The sequence below is a fragment of the Streptomyces sp. NPDC048291 genome (assembly GCF_043201715.1).
Taxonomy (GTDB): domain Bacteria; phylum Actinomycetota; class Actinomycetes; order Streptomycetales; family Streptomycetaceae; genus Streptomyces.
On sequence record NZ_JBICZC010000018.1, the window covers coordinates 62,126 to 76,572 of the forward strand.

The 14,447-nt window shown below is 72.1% G+C and carries 10 protein-coding genes and 1 pseudogene; 3 read left to right on the plus strand and 8 right to left on the minus strand.

The genetic code is table 11. From position 1 onward, the window contains the following. The first annotated feature begins 201 nt into the window (after window positions 1–201). Window positions 202–657 (plus strand): pyridoxamine 5'-phosphate oxidase family protein, encoded by a 456-nt coding sequence (locus tag ACGF5O_RS41095; RefSeq protein WP_393815041.1) that lies wholly within the window; start codon window positions 202–204, stop codon window positions 655–657. Between the two features lie 9 nt (window positions 658–666). On the opposite strand, the gene ACGF5O_RS41100 is transcribed toward ACGF5O_RS41095, so the two are convergent. The 3 genes from ACGF5O_RS41100 to ACGF5O_RS41110 all read right to left on the minus strand — a co-directional run bounded on the left by ACGF5O_RS41100 (window position 667) and on the right by ACGF5O_RS41110 (window position 3,869). Beyond that, on the minus strand, window positions 667–1,572 hold the full coding sequence (locus tag ACGF5O_RS41100) for an aldo/keto reductase (RefSeq protein WP_393815042.1): 906 nt from the start codon (window positions 1,570–1,572) through the stop codon (window positions 667–669). Window positions 1,573–1,638: 66 nt separating this feature from the next. After that, complete coding sequence (locus tag ACGF5O_RS41105) at window positions 1,639–2,349, minus strand: chitinase (protein ID WP_393815043.1); 711 nt, start codon at window positions 2,347–2,349, stop codon at window positions 1,639–1,641. Window positions 2,350–2,546: 197 nt separating this feature from the next. Further along, on the minus strand, window positions 2,547–3,869 hold the full coding sequence (locus tag ACGF5O_RS41110; RefSeq protein ID WP_393815044.1) for an aldehyde dehydrogenase family protein: 1,323 nt from the start codon (window positions 3,867–3,869) through the stop codon (window positions 2,547–2,549). 219 nt (window positions 3,870–4,088) lie between these two features. On the opposite strand from ACGF5O_RS41110, the pseudogene ACGF5O_RS41115 reads away from it, so the two are divergent. Then, window positions 4,089–4,304 (plus strand): annotated as a pseudogene (locus tag ACGF5O_RS41115) (acyl-CoA dehydrogenase); the annotation flags it as partial. 142 nt (window positions 4,305–4,446) lie between these two features. Further along, window positions 4,447–5,319 carry a formyltetrahydrofolate deformylase gene (gene purU, locus ACGF5O_RS41120; protein ID WP_393815045.1) on the plus strand — a complete coding sequence of 291 codons (873 nt, stop codon included), beginning with the start codon at window positions 4,447–4,449 and terminating at the stop codon, window positions 5,317–5,319. 57 nt (window positions 5,320–5,376) lie between these two features. Here purU and ACGF5O_RS41125 read toward each other — a convergent pair whose 3' ends face one another. From ACGF5O_RS41125 to ACGF5O_RS41145, 5 genes are all read right to left on the minus strand, one after another. Continuing rightward, on the minus strand, window positions 5,377–5,985 hold the full coding sequence (locus ACGF5O_RS41125; protein ID WP_393815046.1) for a sarcosine oxidase subunit gamma: 609 nt from the start codon (window positions 5,983–5,985) through the stop codon (window positions 5,377–5,379). Then, window positions 5,978–9,292: a sarcosine oxidase subunit delta family protein gene (locus tag ACGF5O_RS41130; RefSeq protein ID WP_393815047.1), complete on the minus strand. Its 3,315-nt coding sequence runs from the start codon at window positions 9,290–9,292 to the stop codon at window positions 5,978–5,980. Before ACGF5O_RS41130 ends, ACGF5O_RS41125 begins: the two co-directional genes overlap by 8 nt. Window positions 9,293–9,303: 11 nt before the next feature. Beyond that, window positions 9,304–10,536, minus strand: a complete 1,233-nt coding sequence (locus ACGF5O_RS41135; RefSeq protein ID WP_393815048.1) for a sarcosine oxidase subunit beta family protein — start codon at window positions 10,534–10,536, stop codon at window positions 9,304–9,306. Further along, window positions 10,533–11,828 carry a serine hydroxymethyltransferase gene (gene glyA / locus ACGF5O_RS41140; protein WP_393815049.1) on the minus strand — a complete coding sequence of 432 codons (1,296 nt, stop codon included), beginning with the start codon at window positions 11,826–11,828 and terminating at the stop codon, window positions 10,533–10,535. The genes ACGF5O_RS41135 and glyA overlap by 4 nt, the downstream gene beginning before the upstream one ends. 142 nt (window positions 11,829–11,970) lie before the next feature. Next, window positions 11,971–14,409, minus strand: coding sequence for an FAD-dependent oxidoreductase (locus tag ACGF5O_RS41145; RefSeq protein ID WP_393815050.1), 2,439 nt, complete (start codon window positions 14,407–14,409; stop codon window positions 11,971–11,973). Between the last annotated feature and the right edge of the window lie 38 nt (window positions 14,410–14,447).

Sequence of the window (14,447 nt, forward strand, 5' to 3'; positions counted from 1 at the left end):
CGGTCCTGGGACCGTCTACGGCAGTGTAGTCAGCCGGGCGGCGGCCGGCGCCCGTGAATCCATTATGGGCAGCCCCGTCGCGGGAAGGGGCCCGGTCGCCGGCCGGGAGCCGCCTCGTGCGCGCGTCCCCGGGGGCCCGTACCGGAGACCTAGGACGCGGGCCCGAGGCGTGGCGCGGGTCCGGCCGGTAGCTTCGCGGCCATGAAGATCACGAACCCGGCCCGCTCCCCCGAGCGGCGCAGGCACGACGTGCTCGCCCGCCTGGAGCGGGAGACGGACGTCTGGGTGGCCACGGCGGACGACGACGGGCTGCCGTGTCTCGTGCCGCTCTGGTTCGTCTGGCACGCGGACGCGGTGTGGCTGTCCACCCGGATCACCAACCCGACCGGTCGCAACCTGCGGGACGGCGGCCGGGCCCGGCTCGCGCTCGGGGACACGCAGGACGTCGTGCTGCTCGACGGCGAGGTGACCGTCTTCGCCCCGGCCGACGTGCCGGAGGCCGCCGGGGCGCTGCGGGCGAAGACGGGCTGGGACCCGGGCGGGGACGGCCCGTCGTACGCGTTCTTCCGGATCCGGCCGTACGCCGTGCAGGCCTGGCACGGGACGCACGAGCTGCGCGGCCGGCAGCTGATGCGGGACGGGGTGTGGGCGGTCTGAGCCGGACCGTCAACCGGCCTTGCCGTGCAGGGTGTTGAGCCGGGCCAGCTCGTCCTCGGTGAGCCGGATGGCGCCGGCCGCCACGTTCTCGGCCAGGTGGTCCGGGTTGCCGGTACCGGGGATGGCGAGCACGTGCGGGCCCTGGTGCAGGGTCCAGGCGAGGCGGATCTGCGCGGGGGTGGCGTCGTGGGCGCGGGCGACGGCGAGGACCTCGTCGTCGTGGTTCTCGGTGGCGCCGCGCGCCCCGGCGTCACCCGCGACGGCGAAGAACGGCACGAAGGCGATGCCCCGTTCGCCGCAGACGCGCACCACCTCGTCGGTGGCCGGGTTCGCCGCGTCGAGTCCCCAGCGGTTCTGCACGCACACCACGGGGGCGATGGCCAGCGCCTCGTCGAGGTGGCGCGGTTCGACGTCGGAGACGCCGAGGTGCCGGATCAGCCCGGCCTCGCGCAGTTCGGCGAGGGCGCCGAAGTGCTCGGCGATCGACTCCTGGCGCATCCGGCGGAGGTTGACGACGCCGAGGTGGTCGCGGCCGAGCTGGCGCAGGTTCTCCTCGACGTGCCCGCGCAGCTGGTCGGGGCGGGCGGAGGTGCCCCACTCCCCGTGGTAGTCGCGGTAGGGGCCGACCTTGGTGACGATGACCAGGTCGTCCGGGTAGGGGGACAGGGCGGTGTTGATGAGTTCGTTGGCGGAGCGCAGGGCGGAGAAGTAGAAGGCCGCCGTGTCGATGTGGTTCACGCCGAGCTCGACGGCCCTGCGCAGGACGGCGATCGAACGGTCGCGGTCGCTCGGGGTGCCGTGGTGGAAGGCGGCGCTGCCCGTCAGCCGCATCGCGCCGAAGCCGAGGCGGTGGACGGGCAGGTCGCCGAGTCTCCAGGTGCCGGAGGCGTCCGCGGTGATCGTTTCGGAGGTCATCGACGGAGTCTGGCACACGATTCCGACGACGCTCCCGGCGATCCCGACGACGGGATCGGCACCGGGTCAGCAGTAGAGGTTGCCGCCCGTCGGGACGCCGAGGATCTGGGTGAACCTCTGGTAGGCGCTGACCCGGCTCTGCACCTGCGCCGGGTTCTTGCCGTCGCACTCCAGGGAACCGTTGATGGAGCGGATGGTCTGGCCGAAGCCGGCCTGGTTGACCATGGCGTTGTGGCCGGTCATGGTGCCGGGGCCCTTCTGGGCGTTCCAGTACCAGAGGCCGGTCTTCCAGGCGACGGCGGAGTTGTTCTGGACCTGCCACGGATTGTCGAGGAGGTCGATGCCGAGCGCGTCGCCCGCGGCCTTGTAGTTGAAGTTCCAGCTGAGCTGGATGGGGCCGCGCCCGTAGTAGGCGGACTGGCCCGCGGGGCAGCCGTAGGACTGGCTCCGGTCGCAGTAGTGCGAGTAGTTGGCGGTGTTCTGCTCGACGATGTAGACCAGTCCGCCGGTCTCGTGGCTGACGTTGGCGAGGAAGGCGGCCGCCTCCTGCTTCCTGACGGTGTCGCTTCCGGTGTTGGCGAAGGCCGGGTAGGCGCTGAGGGCGGCGGTGAGGCCGCTGTAGCTGTAGAACGAGTTCCGGCTCGGGAACATCTGGTTGAACTGCGCCTCGCTGACGACGAAGCCGGCGGCGGAGGCCGAGGGGGCCGCCTGGAACACCAGGACGGAGCCGCCTATGGCAAGCGAGGTCAGGAGTGCGGCGATACGGCGCCTCGACACGGATCAACTCCTTTGCGGAGCACGGCCGCGCCCCTGGAAGGGGGTGCGGCCGCGGTGGGGGGTGTGAGGCACACTCAACTGCTTTGGTCTGTACCAGTCAAGGGTGTAGACCAGTCAGCCGGCCGCCGGTCCCCGGCCCATGACGGCGGTCCGGCCCGGCCGCGTCGGTGCGGCCGGGCCCGGAGAGCGGTGGAGGGTCAGCTCAGGGGCTTGGCGAGGACCGCCTTGCGGTGGCTGAACGTCTCGATGGAGTACCGGCCGTGGTAGCTGCCCATACCGCTCTCCCCCACCCCGCCGAACGGCAGGTCGGAGACGGTGAGATGGGCGAGCGGCAGGCCGTGGCCGAGGGCTCCGGAGGACGTCTCGGCTGCGATCCGCTCCCGGGTGGCGTCGGACTCGCTGAACACGTAGAGCGCGAGGGGTTTGTCGCGGTCGTTGATGAAGCCGATCGCGCCGTCGAGGTCCGGGACGGTCACGACGGGCAGGATCGGGCCGAAGATCTCCTCCCGCATCACCGGGGAGTCCGGGTCGACGTCGGCGAGCACGGTGGGCGCGATGTACCGGGCGGCCCGGTCGGTGTCGCCGCCGACGGCCACCCGGCCCGAGCCGAGCAGACCGCTGAGCCGGTCGAAGTGGCGCTCGTTGACGATCCGGCCGTACTCGCCGGACTCCTTGGGCTCGCTGCCGAACAGCCCCTGGACGGCCTCGGCCAGGGCGGGCTCCAGGGCCGCGGCCGTCTCCGGGTCGGTCAGGACGTAGTCGGGGGCCACGCAGGTCTGCCCGGCGTTGAGGAACTTGCCGCGCGCCAGCCGCTGCGCGACCACGGTGAGGTCGGTGCCGCGGTCGACGAACGCCGGGGACTTGCCGCCGAGTTCGAGGGCGACCGGGGTGAGGTGCTCGGCGGCGGCGCGCATCACGACCCGGCCGACCACGCCGTTGCCGGTGTAGAAGATGTGGTCGAAGCGCTCGGCGAGCAGGGCCGTGGTCTCGGGGATGCCGCCCTCGACCACGGCGACCGCCTCGGTGTCGAGGTAGGCCGGGAGCAGCCGGGCCAGCGCGGCCGAGGTCGCGGGGGCCAGCTCGCTGGGCTTGGCGACGACCGCGTTGCCGGCGGCGAGCGCGCCGGCCACGGGGGCGAGCAGCAGCTGGGCCGGGTAGTTCCACGGGGCGATGACGAGGACGACGCCCAGCGGGTCGTACTGCGTCCAGGCGGTCGCGTCGTCACCCAGGTGCTTCGGGACCGGCGCGGACTCGGGGCGCAGCCACTCCGCCAGGTGGTCGAGGGTGTGGTCGATCTCCCGGACGGTGAAGTCGATCTCCGTGCCGTAGGCCTCGCGTGTGCTCTTGCCCAGGTCCGCGTGGAGGGCCGCGGCGATCTCGTCGCCGCGCTCCGTGAGCATGGCGCGCAGCCGCCGGAGCTGACCGGTGCGCCACTCGACGGGCTTGGTGCGGCCGGTGCGGAAGGTGGCCCGCAGCCGGGCCACGATGTCGGCGGGCTGCTCGGGGGTGGGCTGGTTCACGGGTGCCTCGCTGGTGATGGGCTCGGGCCGCAGGGCCCGACCGGGGTCTCGACGATCAGATGCATATTGCAACCTTTCATGGACCGAAGTAAATTCCGGCAGCCCGAAACCACTGGGTTTGACGAAGGTCACATCGGCGCGACCGGCGGGTTCGCACCGGCGCCGTTCGAGGTGTACCCGTTCGGGCAGGCCCCCGGACCGACATCCCGTACCGCGAAAGAGGAGCGGCTGGCGCTGCGGGCGGAGGCGTTCGCGCTGATGCGTACGGCCACGACGGCGGCCGTGGTGACGGGCGGCGGCCGGGCGATGTCGTTGCACCACCGCGCCCAACGGCTGGCCAGGGAGGGTCTGTTCCTCCTGGTCCAGGGCCAGACGAGCGAGTCGCGCACGGCGCATCTGGCGGACCTCGCGCAGCGGAACCGCTCTGTTCGTTGACCCGACTACCGGATGCGCACGTTGCGCATCGCACAGCACAGTGCGCCAAGTGGAACGTGACCTCTTGACCCGTCGGCCCTCTTGGCTGGACCATGTTGCGTATCACTCATGTCGTTGCGCAATGCGCATCAGGGAGGATGTCATGTCCCCTCGACCGCAGCCCGGCCGCGAGTTCGTCCTCACCCTTTCCTGCCCCGACCGGGCCGGTCTGGTCCACGCCGTCACCGGGTTCCTGGTCGGCCACGGCGGCAACATCCTGGAGAGCCAGCAGTTCGACGACCGGGCCGAGGACCGCTTCTTCATGCGGGTGCACTTCGACGTCCCGGCCGGCGCCGGCTCGCTGGAGGAGCTGCGCGCCGGTTTCGTCCCGGTCGCCGAGGAGCACCGGATCACCTGGCGGCTGACCGACGCGTCGACCCCGATCCGCACCCTCATCATGGTGTCGAAGTTCGGCCACTGCCTGAACGACCTGCTGTTCCGCAGGTCCACGGGCGCGCTCAACATCGAGATCCCGGCGATCGTCTCCAACCACCGCGACTTCGAGCCACTGGCCCGGACCTACGGCATCCCCTTCCACCACATCCCGGTGACGCCCGACACCAAGGACGAGGCGGAGGCGCGGCTGCTGCGCCTGGTCGGCGAGCTGGACGTCGACCTGGTGGTGCTCGCCCGGTACATGCAGATCCTCTCCGACGACCTGTGCAAGCGGCTGGACGGCCGGGCCATCAACATCCACCACTCGTTCCTGCCGAGCTTCAAGGGCGCCCGGCCCTACGTCCAGGCGCACCGGCGCGGCGTCAAGCTGGTGGGCGCCACCGCGCACTACGTGACGCCCGATCTGGACGAGGGCCCGATCATCGAGCAGGACGTGGTCCGGGTGAGCCACTCGCACGCCCCGGACGAACTGGTCGCGCTCGGCCGTGACGTGGAGGCCCAGGTACTCGCCCGCGCCGTGCGCTGGCACAGCGAGAGCCGGGTACTGGTCAACGGCCGTTGCACGGTCGTCTTCCGCTGACGTCACGAAGGGCGGGCCCGCAACCCGGTGGGGTGCGGGCCCGCCCTTCGTGGTGCCTCACACGTGTTCCACGGCCGCGTCCAGCAGCCAGTCCACCAGGTAGCCGGCGAAGGAGGAGCGCACCAGCACCCAGAACCCGGCCCTGGTCTCGTCCCGTGCCACCAGGACGACCTGGGTGCGGGCCAGCGTGGTCTGGGCGCAGCGGCCGGGGCCGAACGCGCGGGGGTGGAGGTCCAGGGCGCAGCCGTGGGCGAGCAGGTCGCGGGCGCGCGGGCCGCCGACGAGGAGGGTGGTCCGCTGGGCGGAGACGTCCGTGACGGTGACGGCGGCCTCCGCGTCCGCGGCGGCCGTACGGATCCTGCTTTCCAGCTCCCCCTCGGTGCCCGGCCTACCCACCACCAGCCATTCGTCGGGGCCGAGCCAGACGGCGGTCACCTCCCCCGCGTGCACCACGGTGTCGGGTTCCAGGGGCAGTTGCACGCCCAGGGCCAGCCCGACGGCGTCCGCCGCCGGGCTCTTGGCGTCGAGACGGACGTTCACCTGGGCGAGGAACGGGAGTTCGGCGAGGCGGAGCGCGCCCCTTGAGGAGCGGGTCACGGCGGCCAGCCGGGGTGCGGCGTCGGCCAGGGGGCTGCGCCGGGATGCGGTCGGGGCGGTGTCAGCCATCGCGGCGGGCTCCCTCGGGGTCGTAGAGGACGGGGCTTGCGACGGTCACCGGCACGAGCTGTGCGCCGACGGGGGCGTAGAGGCGTTCTCCGATGCGGTCCCGGCCGCCCTTGACCAGGGCGAGCGCGAAGGTCCGGCCTAGGGCGGCGCTGCGGTAGCTGGAGGTGACGTGGCCGAGCATCGGCACGGGCGGCGGGGGCAGTTCGCTGTCGGCGACCAGGTGCGTGCCCTCCGGGAGGAAGGCGGCAGGGTCGTCGGTGAGGAGGGCGACCAGGTGCTTGCGGTCGGCTCGGACGGCGTCGGCACGCGCGTAGGAGCGCTTGCCGATGAAGTCGGGCTTCTTCTTCGACACCGCCCAGCCCATGCCGAGATCCTGCGGGGTGACGGTCCCGTCGGTGTCCTGGCCGACGATCGGGTAGCCCTTCTCGGCGCGCAGTACGTGCATGGTCTCGGTGCCGTACGGGGTGATGCCGTACGGGGCGCCCGCCTCGTACAGCGCCTCCCAGAGCGCGACCGCGTGCCAGGGCGACACGTTGATCTCGTAGGCGAGTTCGCCGGAGAAGCTGATCCGGCAGACGCGGGCGTCGAGGCCGGCGACGGTGGTGTCCCGCCAGGCCATGAACGGGAAGTCGTCGTTGGCCACGGCCAGTTCGGGCGCGAGCGAGCCGAGGACGGTGCGGGACCGGGGGCCGACCAGGGCGACGGTCGCCCACTGCTCGGTGACCGAGGTGCAGTGCACCCGCAGGTCGGGCCACTCGGTCTGCAGCCACTCCTCCATCCAGTCCAGGACGGCCGCCGCGTTGCCGGTCGTGGTGGTGACCAGGAAACGGTCGGGGGCGAGCCGGATGACGGTGCCGTCGTCGAACACCATGCCGTCCGGGCGGCACATCACGCCGTAGCGGATCATGCCGACCTTCAGGGTGCTCATCATGTTCGTGTAGAGCAGGTCCAGGAAGCGCCCGGCGTCCGGGCCCTGGACGTCGATCTTGCCGAGCGTGGAGGCGTCCATGAAGGCCACGCCCTCGCGGGCCGCGCGGCACTCGCGGAGCACGGCGGTCGCCATGTCCTCGCCGTCCTGCGGGTAGTACCAGGGCCGCTTCCACTGCCCGACGTTCTCGAAGAGCGCGCCGTGCCCGGCGTGCCAACCGTGCAGGGCGGTCGTACGGACCGGGTCGAGGAGCGCGCCGCGGTCGCGCCCGGCGAGGGCGGCGAAGGAGACGGGGGTGTACGGCGGCCGGAAGGTGGGCAGGCCGAGCGCCGAGACGTCGACGCCTAGGAGTTCGGCGACGACCCCGCTCGCCAGGAGTCCGCCGGTCTTGCCCTGGTCGTTGGCGGTGCCGGCCGTGGTGTAGCGCTTGGTGTGCTCCACCGAGTGCAGGCCCGCGCCGGTCGCGCGGGTCAGGTCGGCCACGGTGACGTCGCGCTGGAGGTCCACGAAGCGGGGGGCCTCGCCCGGGACGGTGAAGACCGGCATGGGCGGGGTGTACGGCTGCGCGGCCACGGCGGGGAGGGCGGGCGTCCCGGCTGTCCAGCCCTCCGCCTCCACGGCGCGGGTGCCGGCCGCCGTGCCCTGGACGAGGGCCGTGGCGAGGTCGTGGGTTCCGTTCACGCCACCCGCCGTCTCGACCGCCTGACGGCAGCTGTCGGGGACGAAGGTGCCGAGTTCCCCGTCGTGGCGGAGCCTGCCGCCGGCCTGGCTGTACAGGTGGGCGACCGGGTTCCAGCCGCCGGAGACGAGGAGGAGGTCGGCGGTGAACTCGCGTGCGGGAAGCGTGCCTTCACAGGGGGCGACGGTCACGGCGGTGAGACGCTCGGCGCCTTCCGTGCCGGTGACCGCGTGGCCCGCCAGCACCTCGATGCCGGCCGACCTGGCGCGTGCGGCCCACTCCCCCGGGTCGGGGCGCGTGTCGACGATCGCCGGGACGGTCACTCCGGCCGCGGCGAGGTCGAGGGCGGCGGCGTAGGCGCTGTCGTTGGTGGTGAACACGACGGCTCGACGGCCGGGCAGGACGGCGTAGCGGTGGAGGTACGTGCGGGCCGCGGCGGCCAGCATCACGCCGGGCCGGTCGTTGTCGCCGAAGGCGAGGGAACGCTCGTGGGCGCCGGTGGCGAGGACGACGCGCCGGGCACGGATCCGCCAGACGCGTTCGCGGGAGACGTGCGGCGGGGAGGCGGCGCCGAGGTGGGCGGTACGGCGCTCCACGGCGAGGAGGTGGTTGTCGTCGTAGTGGCCGAAGACGGTGGTGCGGGGCAGGACGCGTACCTCGGGGGCCGCTTCGAGGCGGGCGCGGGTCGCGGCGACCCAGTCGAGGTGCTCGCCGCTGCCGAGCAGGCTGCCGCCGGGTTCCGGCTGGTCGTCGGCGAGGATGACGCGGGCGCCGGTGGTGGCGGCCGCTGCTGCCGCGGCGAGGCCGGCGGGGCCCGCGCCGACGACCAGGACGTCGCAGTGGGCGTGTACGGCGTCGTACCGGGCCGGGTCGGGGGTGGTGGCGAGGCGGCCCTGGCCGGGGAGGCTGGTGGCGACCAGGCCGTCGTGGAGTTCCACGGTGGTGGCGGGGAGCATGGGTTCGGGGAAGGGGGCCTCGATCTGTACGACCGCGTTGGGTTCCTCGACGCCGGCGGAGAAGATGCCTCGGGGGCGGCCGAGCCTGATGCTGGTGGCGGCCTGGACGACGCCGTTGGCGAGGAGGGCGGAGGCGAGGGTGTCGCCTCGGTAGCCCTGGTATTCGGTGCCGTCGAAGGTGAAGGTGAGGGGGGTGGTGCGGTCGATTCGGCCGCCGGTGGGGGTGCGGTGGGATTGGTCGCCCCCGCCGCCCCTACCCGTCCCGTCCTGAAGGGGCGCTGCCCCTTCCACCCCGCCGGGGGCTGCGCCCCCGGACCCCGCTTCGGCCTGAACGGCCTCGTCCTCAAACGCCGGACGGGCTGACAGAAGCGGCGTCGGCCGAGAAGGTCCCGCCGGACGGGCTGAGAGAAGCGGCGTCGGCCGGGAGGGTCCCGCCGGACGGGCTGAAAGAGATGGCGTCGGCTGAGTTGGCGCCGTAGGGCGTGGCTCGCCCGGTCGGTATACCGTTCGGATCTCGTTCGTCGACGTGTCGCGTACCGCGTTGAACCATCTCCGGCAGCCTGCCGCGTGGCTCCAGCGCTCCGCGAAGGGGCCCTTGGGGTTGTCGCGGAAGAACAGGTACCGCGCCCACTCCTCGTCGGTGAGGGAGGCCGGGTCCTCGGGGTAGGCGACGTGGGCCTGGCCGCCGTAGTGGAACTCGGTCTCGTCGCGGGGCCCGCACCACGGGCAGGGGATGAGCAGCATGGTCGGGCTCCCTAGTGGGCCACCGCGGCAGCGCCGTGCTCGTCGACGAGCGCGCCGGTGGTGAAACGGTCGAGCGAGAAGGGGGCGTTGAGGTGGTGGGGGCTGTCGTGGGCGATGGTGTGGGCGTAGACCCAGCCGACCCCGGGGGTGGCCTTGAAACCGCCCGTTCCCCAGCCGCAGTTGAGGTACAGGTTGTCCACCGGGGCGAGGCCCACGATCGGTGAGGCGTCGGGGCTGACGTCGACGATGCCGCCCCAGGTGCGCAGCACGTGGGCGCGGGCGAAGACCGGGAACAGTTCGAGGGCCGCCGCCATCTGCTCCTCGATGATGTGGAACGCGCCGCGCTGGGTGTAGGAGTTGTACGCGTCGATGCCCGCGCCCATCACCAGCTCGCCCTTGTGCGCCTGGCTGACGTACACGTGCACCGCGTTGGACATGACGACGGTGGGGTGGACGGGCTCCAGGAGTTCGGAGACGAGGGCCTGGAGCGGGTGGCTCTGGAGGGGGAGGTCGATGCCTGCCATCGCGGCCAGGACCGAGGTGTGGCCGGCCGAGCACAGGGCCACCTTGCCGGCCGCGATCGGGCCGAGGTTCGTACGGACGCCGACGACCCGGCCGCCCACCACGTCCAGCCCGGTGACCTCGCAGTTCTGGATGATGTCGATGCCGGCCGCGTCCGCGGAGCGGGCGAAGCCCCAGGCGACGTAGTCGTGCTTGGCGATGCCGGCGCGGGGCTGGTAGGTGCCGCCGAGGACCGGGTAGCGGACGTCGGGCGAGGTGTTGACGATCGGGCAGACCTCTTTGACGCCGTCCGCGTCGAGCCACTCGGCGTCGACGCCGTTGAGGCGGTTGGCCTCGACCCGGCGGACGCTGTCGCGGACGTCCTGGAGGCTGTGGGCGAGGTTCAGGACACCGCGCTGGGAGAAGAGGATCGGGTAGTCGAGTTCCTCCTCCAGACCCTCCCAGAGTTTCAGGGCGTGTTCGTAGATGCCCGCGCTCTCGTCCCACAGGTAGTTGGAGCGGATGATCGTGGTGTTGCGGGCCATGTTGCCGCCCGCGAGCCAGCCCTTCTCCAGGACGGCCACGTTGGTGATGCCGTGGTTCCTGGCCAGGTAGTGCGCGGTGGCGAGGCCGTGCCCGCCGCCGCCGACGATGACGACGTCGTAGGACCGCCGGGGCTCGGGGGTGCGCCAGAGGAAGTCCGGGTGGTCGGGGAGGTCGGCGCCTGGGGTGCGGGGGCTCATCGGACGGCTCCGTCGGGCGAGTGGGCGTGCGAGAGATGGGGGTAGAGCGGGTGCCGTGCGGCCAGTGCCTCGGTACGGGCGCGCAGGCCGGATACGTCCGGCTCGGGCTGGAGGGCGAGGGCGATGACGTCGGCCACCTCGGCGAAGTCCTCCGCCGTGAAGCCCCTGGTGGCCAGGGCGGGGGTGCCGATGCGCAGGCCGGAGGTGACCATGGGCGGGCGCGGGTCGAAGGGGACGGCGTTGCGGTTGACGGTGATGCCGATCTCGTGGAGGAGGTCCTCCGCCTGGCGGCCGTCCAGCGGCGACTCCCGCAGGTCGACCAGGACGAGGTGGACGTCCGTGCCGCCGGTGAGCACCTTCACCCCGGCCGCCGCCGCGTCGGGTCGTGTCAGGCGCTCGGCGAGGACGCGGGCGCCGGCCAGGGTGCGGGCCTGGCGTTCGGCGAACTCGGGGGTGGCCGCGACCTTGAAGGAGACGGCCTTCGCCGCGATGACGTGCTCCAGCGGGCCGCCCTGCATCCCGGGGAACACCGCCGAGTTGATCTTCTTGGCGAGCTCGGCGTCGTTGGTGAGGACGACCCCGCCGCGTGGTCCGCCGAGGGTCTTGTGCGTGGTCGTGGTGACCACGTGGGCGTGCGGGACCGGGCTCGGGTGCAGCCCCGCCGCCACCAGGCCCGCGAAGTGCGCCATGTCGACCATGAGCAGTGCGCCGACCTCGTCGGCGATCCGGCGGAAGGCGGCGAAGTCGAGCTGCCTGGGGTACGCCGACCAGCCCGCGATGATCATCTTCGGCCGGTGTTCCTTGGCGAGCCGCTCCACCTCGTCCAGGTCCACGAGGTTGTCGGTCTCGGAGACGTGGTACGGCACGACGTTCAGCATCTTGCCGCTGTAGTTGAGGCGCATGCCGTGGGTGAGGTGGCCGCCGTGCGCGAGGTCGAGGCCGAGGATCGTGTCGCCGGGCTTCAGCAGGGCGAAGAAGACTGCCGTGTTGGCCTGGGCTCCCGAGTGCGGCTGCACGTTGGCGAACCCGGCCCCGAACAGCGACTTGACCCGCTCGATCGCCAACCGTTCGGTGACGTCGACGTGTTCGCAGCCGCCGTAGTAGCGGCGGCCGGGGTATCCCTCGGCGTACTTGTTCGTCGCCACCGACCCTTGCGCCTCCATCACGGCGACGGGTGCGAAGTTCTCGGAGGCGATCATCTCCAGAGTGGACTGCTGCCGCTCCAGCTCACCACGGAGCGCCGCATGGACTTCGGGGTCGAGCTCGGCCAGGGGCGTGTTCAACGCGTTCATAGGGGCTTCCCGATCCTTTCAACGACCTTGGCGAAGCGCCCCGTAAGGGGCGCTGGGGGTCCCCCCGGCCGAAGGCTGGGGGAGGAACTGCGCGACCAGCCACGACGCACCCGCAGCCGAACAACGACGCCTCCCGGATCCGTCACCCACGGAGACGACTCATCGCCGGATCGAACAACGGCTCCTCGGCCACCACGGCCTCCACCCGCTGGTCGAAGTACCCGATCTGCACCCCGGTCCCCGGCACCGCCAGCTCCACCGGCAGCCACGCGTACGCGATCCCCTTGCCGATCGTGTAGCCGTAGGCCGCGCTGGTCACGTAACCCACCGCCCGCTCGCCGTCGTACACCGGCTCCTTGCCCATCACCACGGCGGCCGGGTCCGCGATCGTGAGGCAGCTCAGCCGGCGCCGCACGTCCGCCCCGCGCCGCCCCAGCGCGTCCCGCCCGACGAAGTCGCCCTTGTCGGGCTTGACGGCGAAGCCGACGCCGGCTTCGTAGGGGTCGTGCTCGTAGGTCATGTCGGTGCCGAAGGAGCGGTAACCCTTCTCCAGCCGGAGGCTGTTGAAGGCGCCGCGGCCCGCGATGATCCCGCCGAGCGGCTCGGCCGCCTGCCAGAGGGTGTCCCACAGCTTCAGCCCCTGGTCGGCGGTGGTGTACAGCTCCCAGCCGAGTTCGCCGACGTACGACAGCCGCATCGCGGTGACCGGCACCGAGCCGATGTAGGCGCGCTTGGCGCGGAAGTACTTGAGTCCGTCGTTGGAGAAGTCCTCGTCGGTGAGCGGCTGGAGGACCTCGCGGGCAAGGGGCCCCCACAGGCCGATGCAGCAGGTGCCGGGGGTGATGTCCCGGACCTGGACCGTGCCGTCCGCCGGCAGTCGCCGCGCGAACCAGTCGAGGTCGAGGTTGCCGTTGGCGCCGACCTGGAAGAGGTCGCGGGCGAGGCGGGCGACGGTGATGTCGCTGCGGATGCCGCCGTCGTGGTCGAGGAGCAGCGTGTACGTCACCGAGCCGACCGACTTGGCCACCTTGCCGGTGACCAGGCCCTCCATGAAGGCGGCGGCGCCGGGGCCGCCGACCTCCAGCCGCTTGAGGGCGGTCATGTCGTACATCGCGACGGTCTCGCGGGTGACCTGGGCCTCGGCGCCGACGATCGGCGACCAGTAGCGGGCGGCCCACTCGTTGGGGGCGGGGATCGAACGGCCCTCGACCAAGCGCGCGTTGGCCTCGTACCACTGGGGGCGCTCCCACCCGTTCGCCTCCAGGAAGAACGCGCCGTGCTCCTGCTGGCGGGCGTGGAAGGGGCTGGTGCGGATGGGGCGCGGTTTCCCGGACGGCTGGAGGGGGTGGAGGATGTCGTAGACCTCGACGAAGTTCTGGCAGTCGCGGGCGAGGACGTACTCGGGGGCGAGCTGGTGCGGCTCGAAGCGGTTGACGTCGCACTCGTGCAGGTCGAAGGACGAGCAGTGGCCGTCGACCAGCCATTCGGCGACCGCGCGGCCGACGCCCGCGGAGTGGGTGACCCAGACGGCCTCGGCGACCCAGAAGCCCCTGACGTCCGGGGACTCGCCGAGCAGCGGGTAGCCGTCGGTGGTGAAGGAGAAGAGGCCGTTGATGCCCTCCTCGATCTTGGCCTCGCGGGTCGCGGGGAGGAGGGAACGGGTCTCGGTCCAGGCGTCCTCGAAGTCCTCCTCGGTGAACTTCAGGACGGAGGGCATCTGGTCGGCCTCGTCGACGGAGAGGATGTCGTCGGCGGAGACCGGCATGGGCCGGTGACCGTAGTAGCCGATGCCGAGGCTGTCGAAGCGGTCGCGGTAGTAGAGGTCGGCGTCCTGGTGGCGCAGGATCGGGCGGACCGCCTCCTCGGTCTGGCCGGCCAGGGCGGGGACCGGGCCGGTCCAGGCGAGCTGGTGGCCGAGCGGGGTGAGCGGGAGGTTCATGCCGACCATGCGGGCGATCTTCGGGCCCCAGATGCCGGCGCAGCAGACGACGATGTCGGCGGGCAGTTCGCCCTGGTCGGTCAGCACGGAGGTGACCCGGCCCTCACTCTGCCGGACGTCGAGGACCTCGTGGCGGGCGAGGAAACGGACGCCGCGTTCGGTGGCCCGGCGGATCTGGGCCTCGACGGCGAGGACGGCCTTGGCGAGGCCGTCGGTGGGGACGAGGAGGCCGCCGAGCACCCGGTCCGGGTTGACCAGCGGGTGCTGTGCGACGCACTCCTCGGGGGTGAGGATCCGCGCCTCGACGCCCCAGGCGGTGATCCAGCCGTGCCGGCGGTGCAGTTCGGTGAGGCGCTCGGGGGTGGTGGCCACTTCGAGGCCGCCGACCTGGAGGAAGCAGGGCTCGCCGTCGACGTCGAGGGAGCAGAACTTCTCGACGGTGTAGCGGGCCAGCTCCGTCATGGTCTTCGACGGGTTCGTCTGGAAGACCAGGCCCGGGGCGTGTGAGGAGGAGCCGCCGGTGGCCGGGAGAGGGCCCTGGTCGACCACGGTCACCTCGGTCCAGCCGCGTGCGGAGATCTCGTCCGCGAGGGCCGCTCCCACGACGCCCGCTCCGATGATGACCACTCGGGGTCCCGCCATCGCCCAACCTCCGAACTTGAGACCGGTGCAGTTGCTTT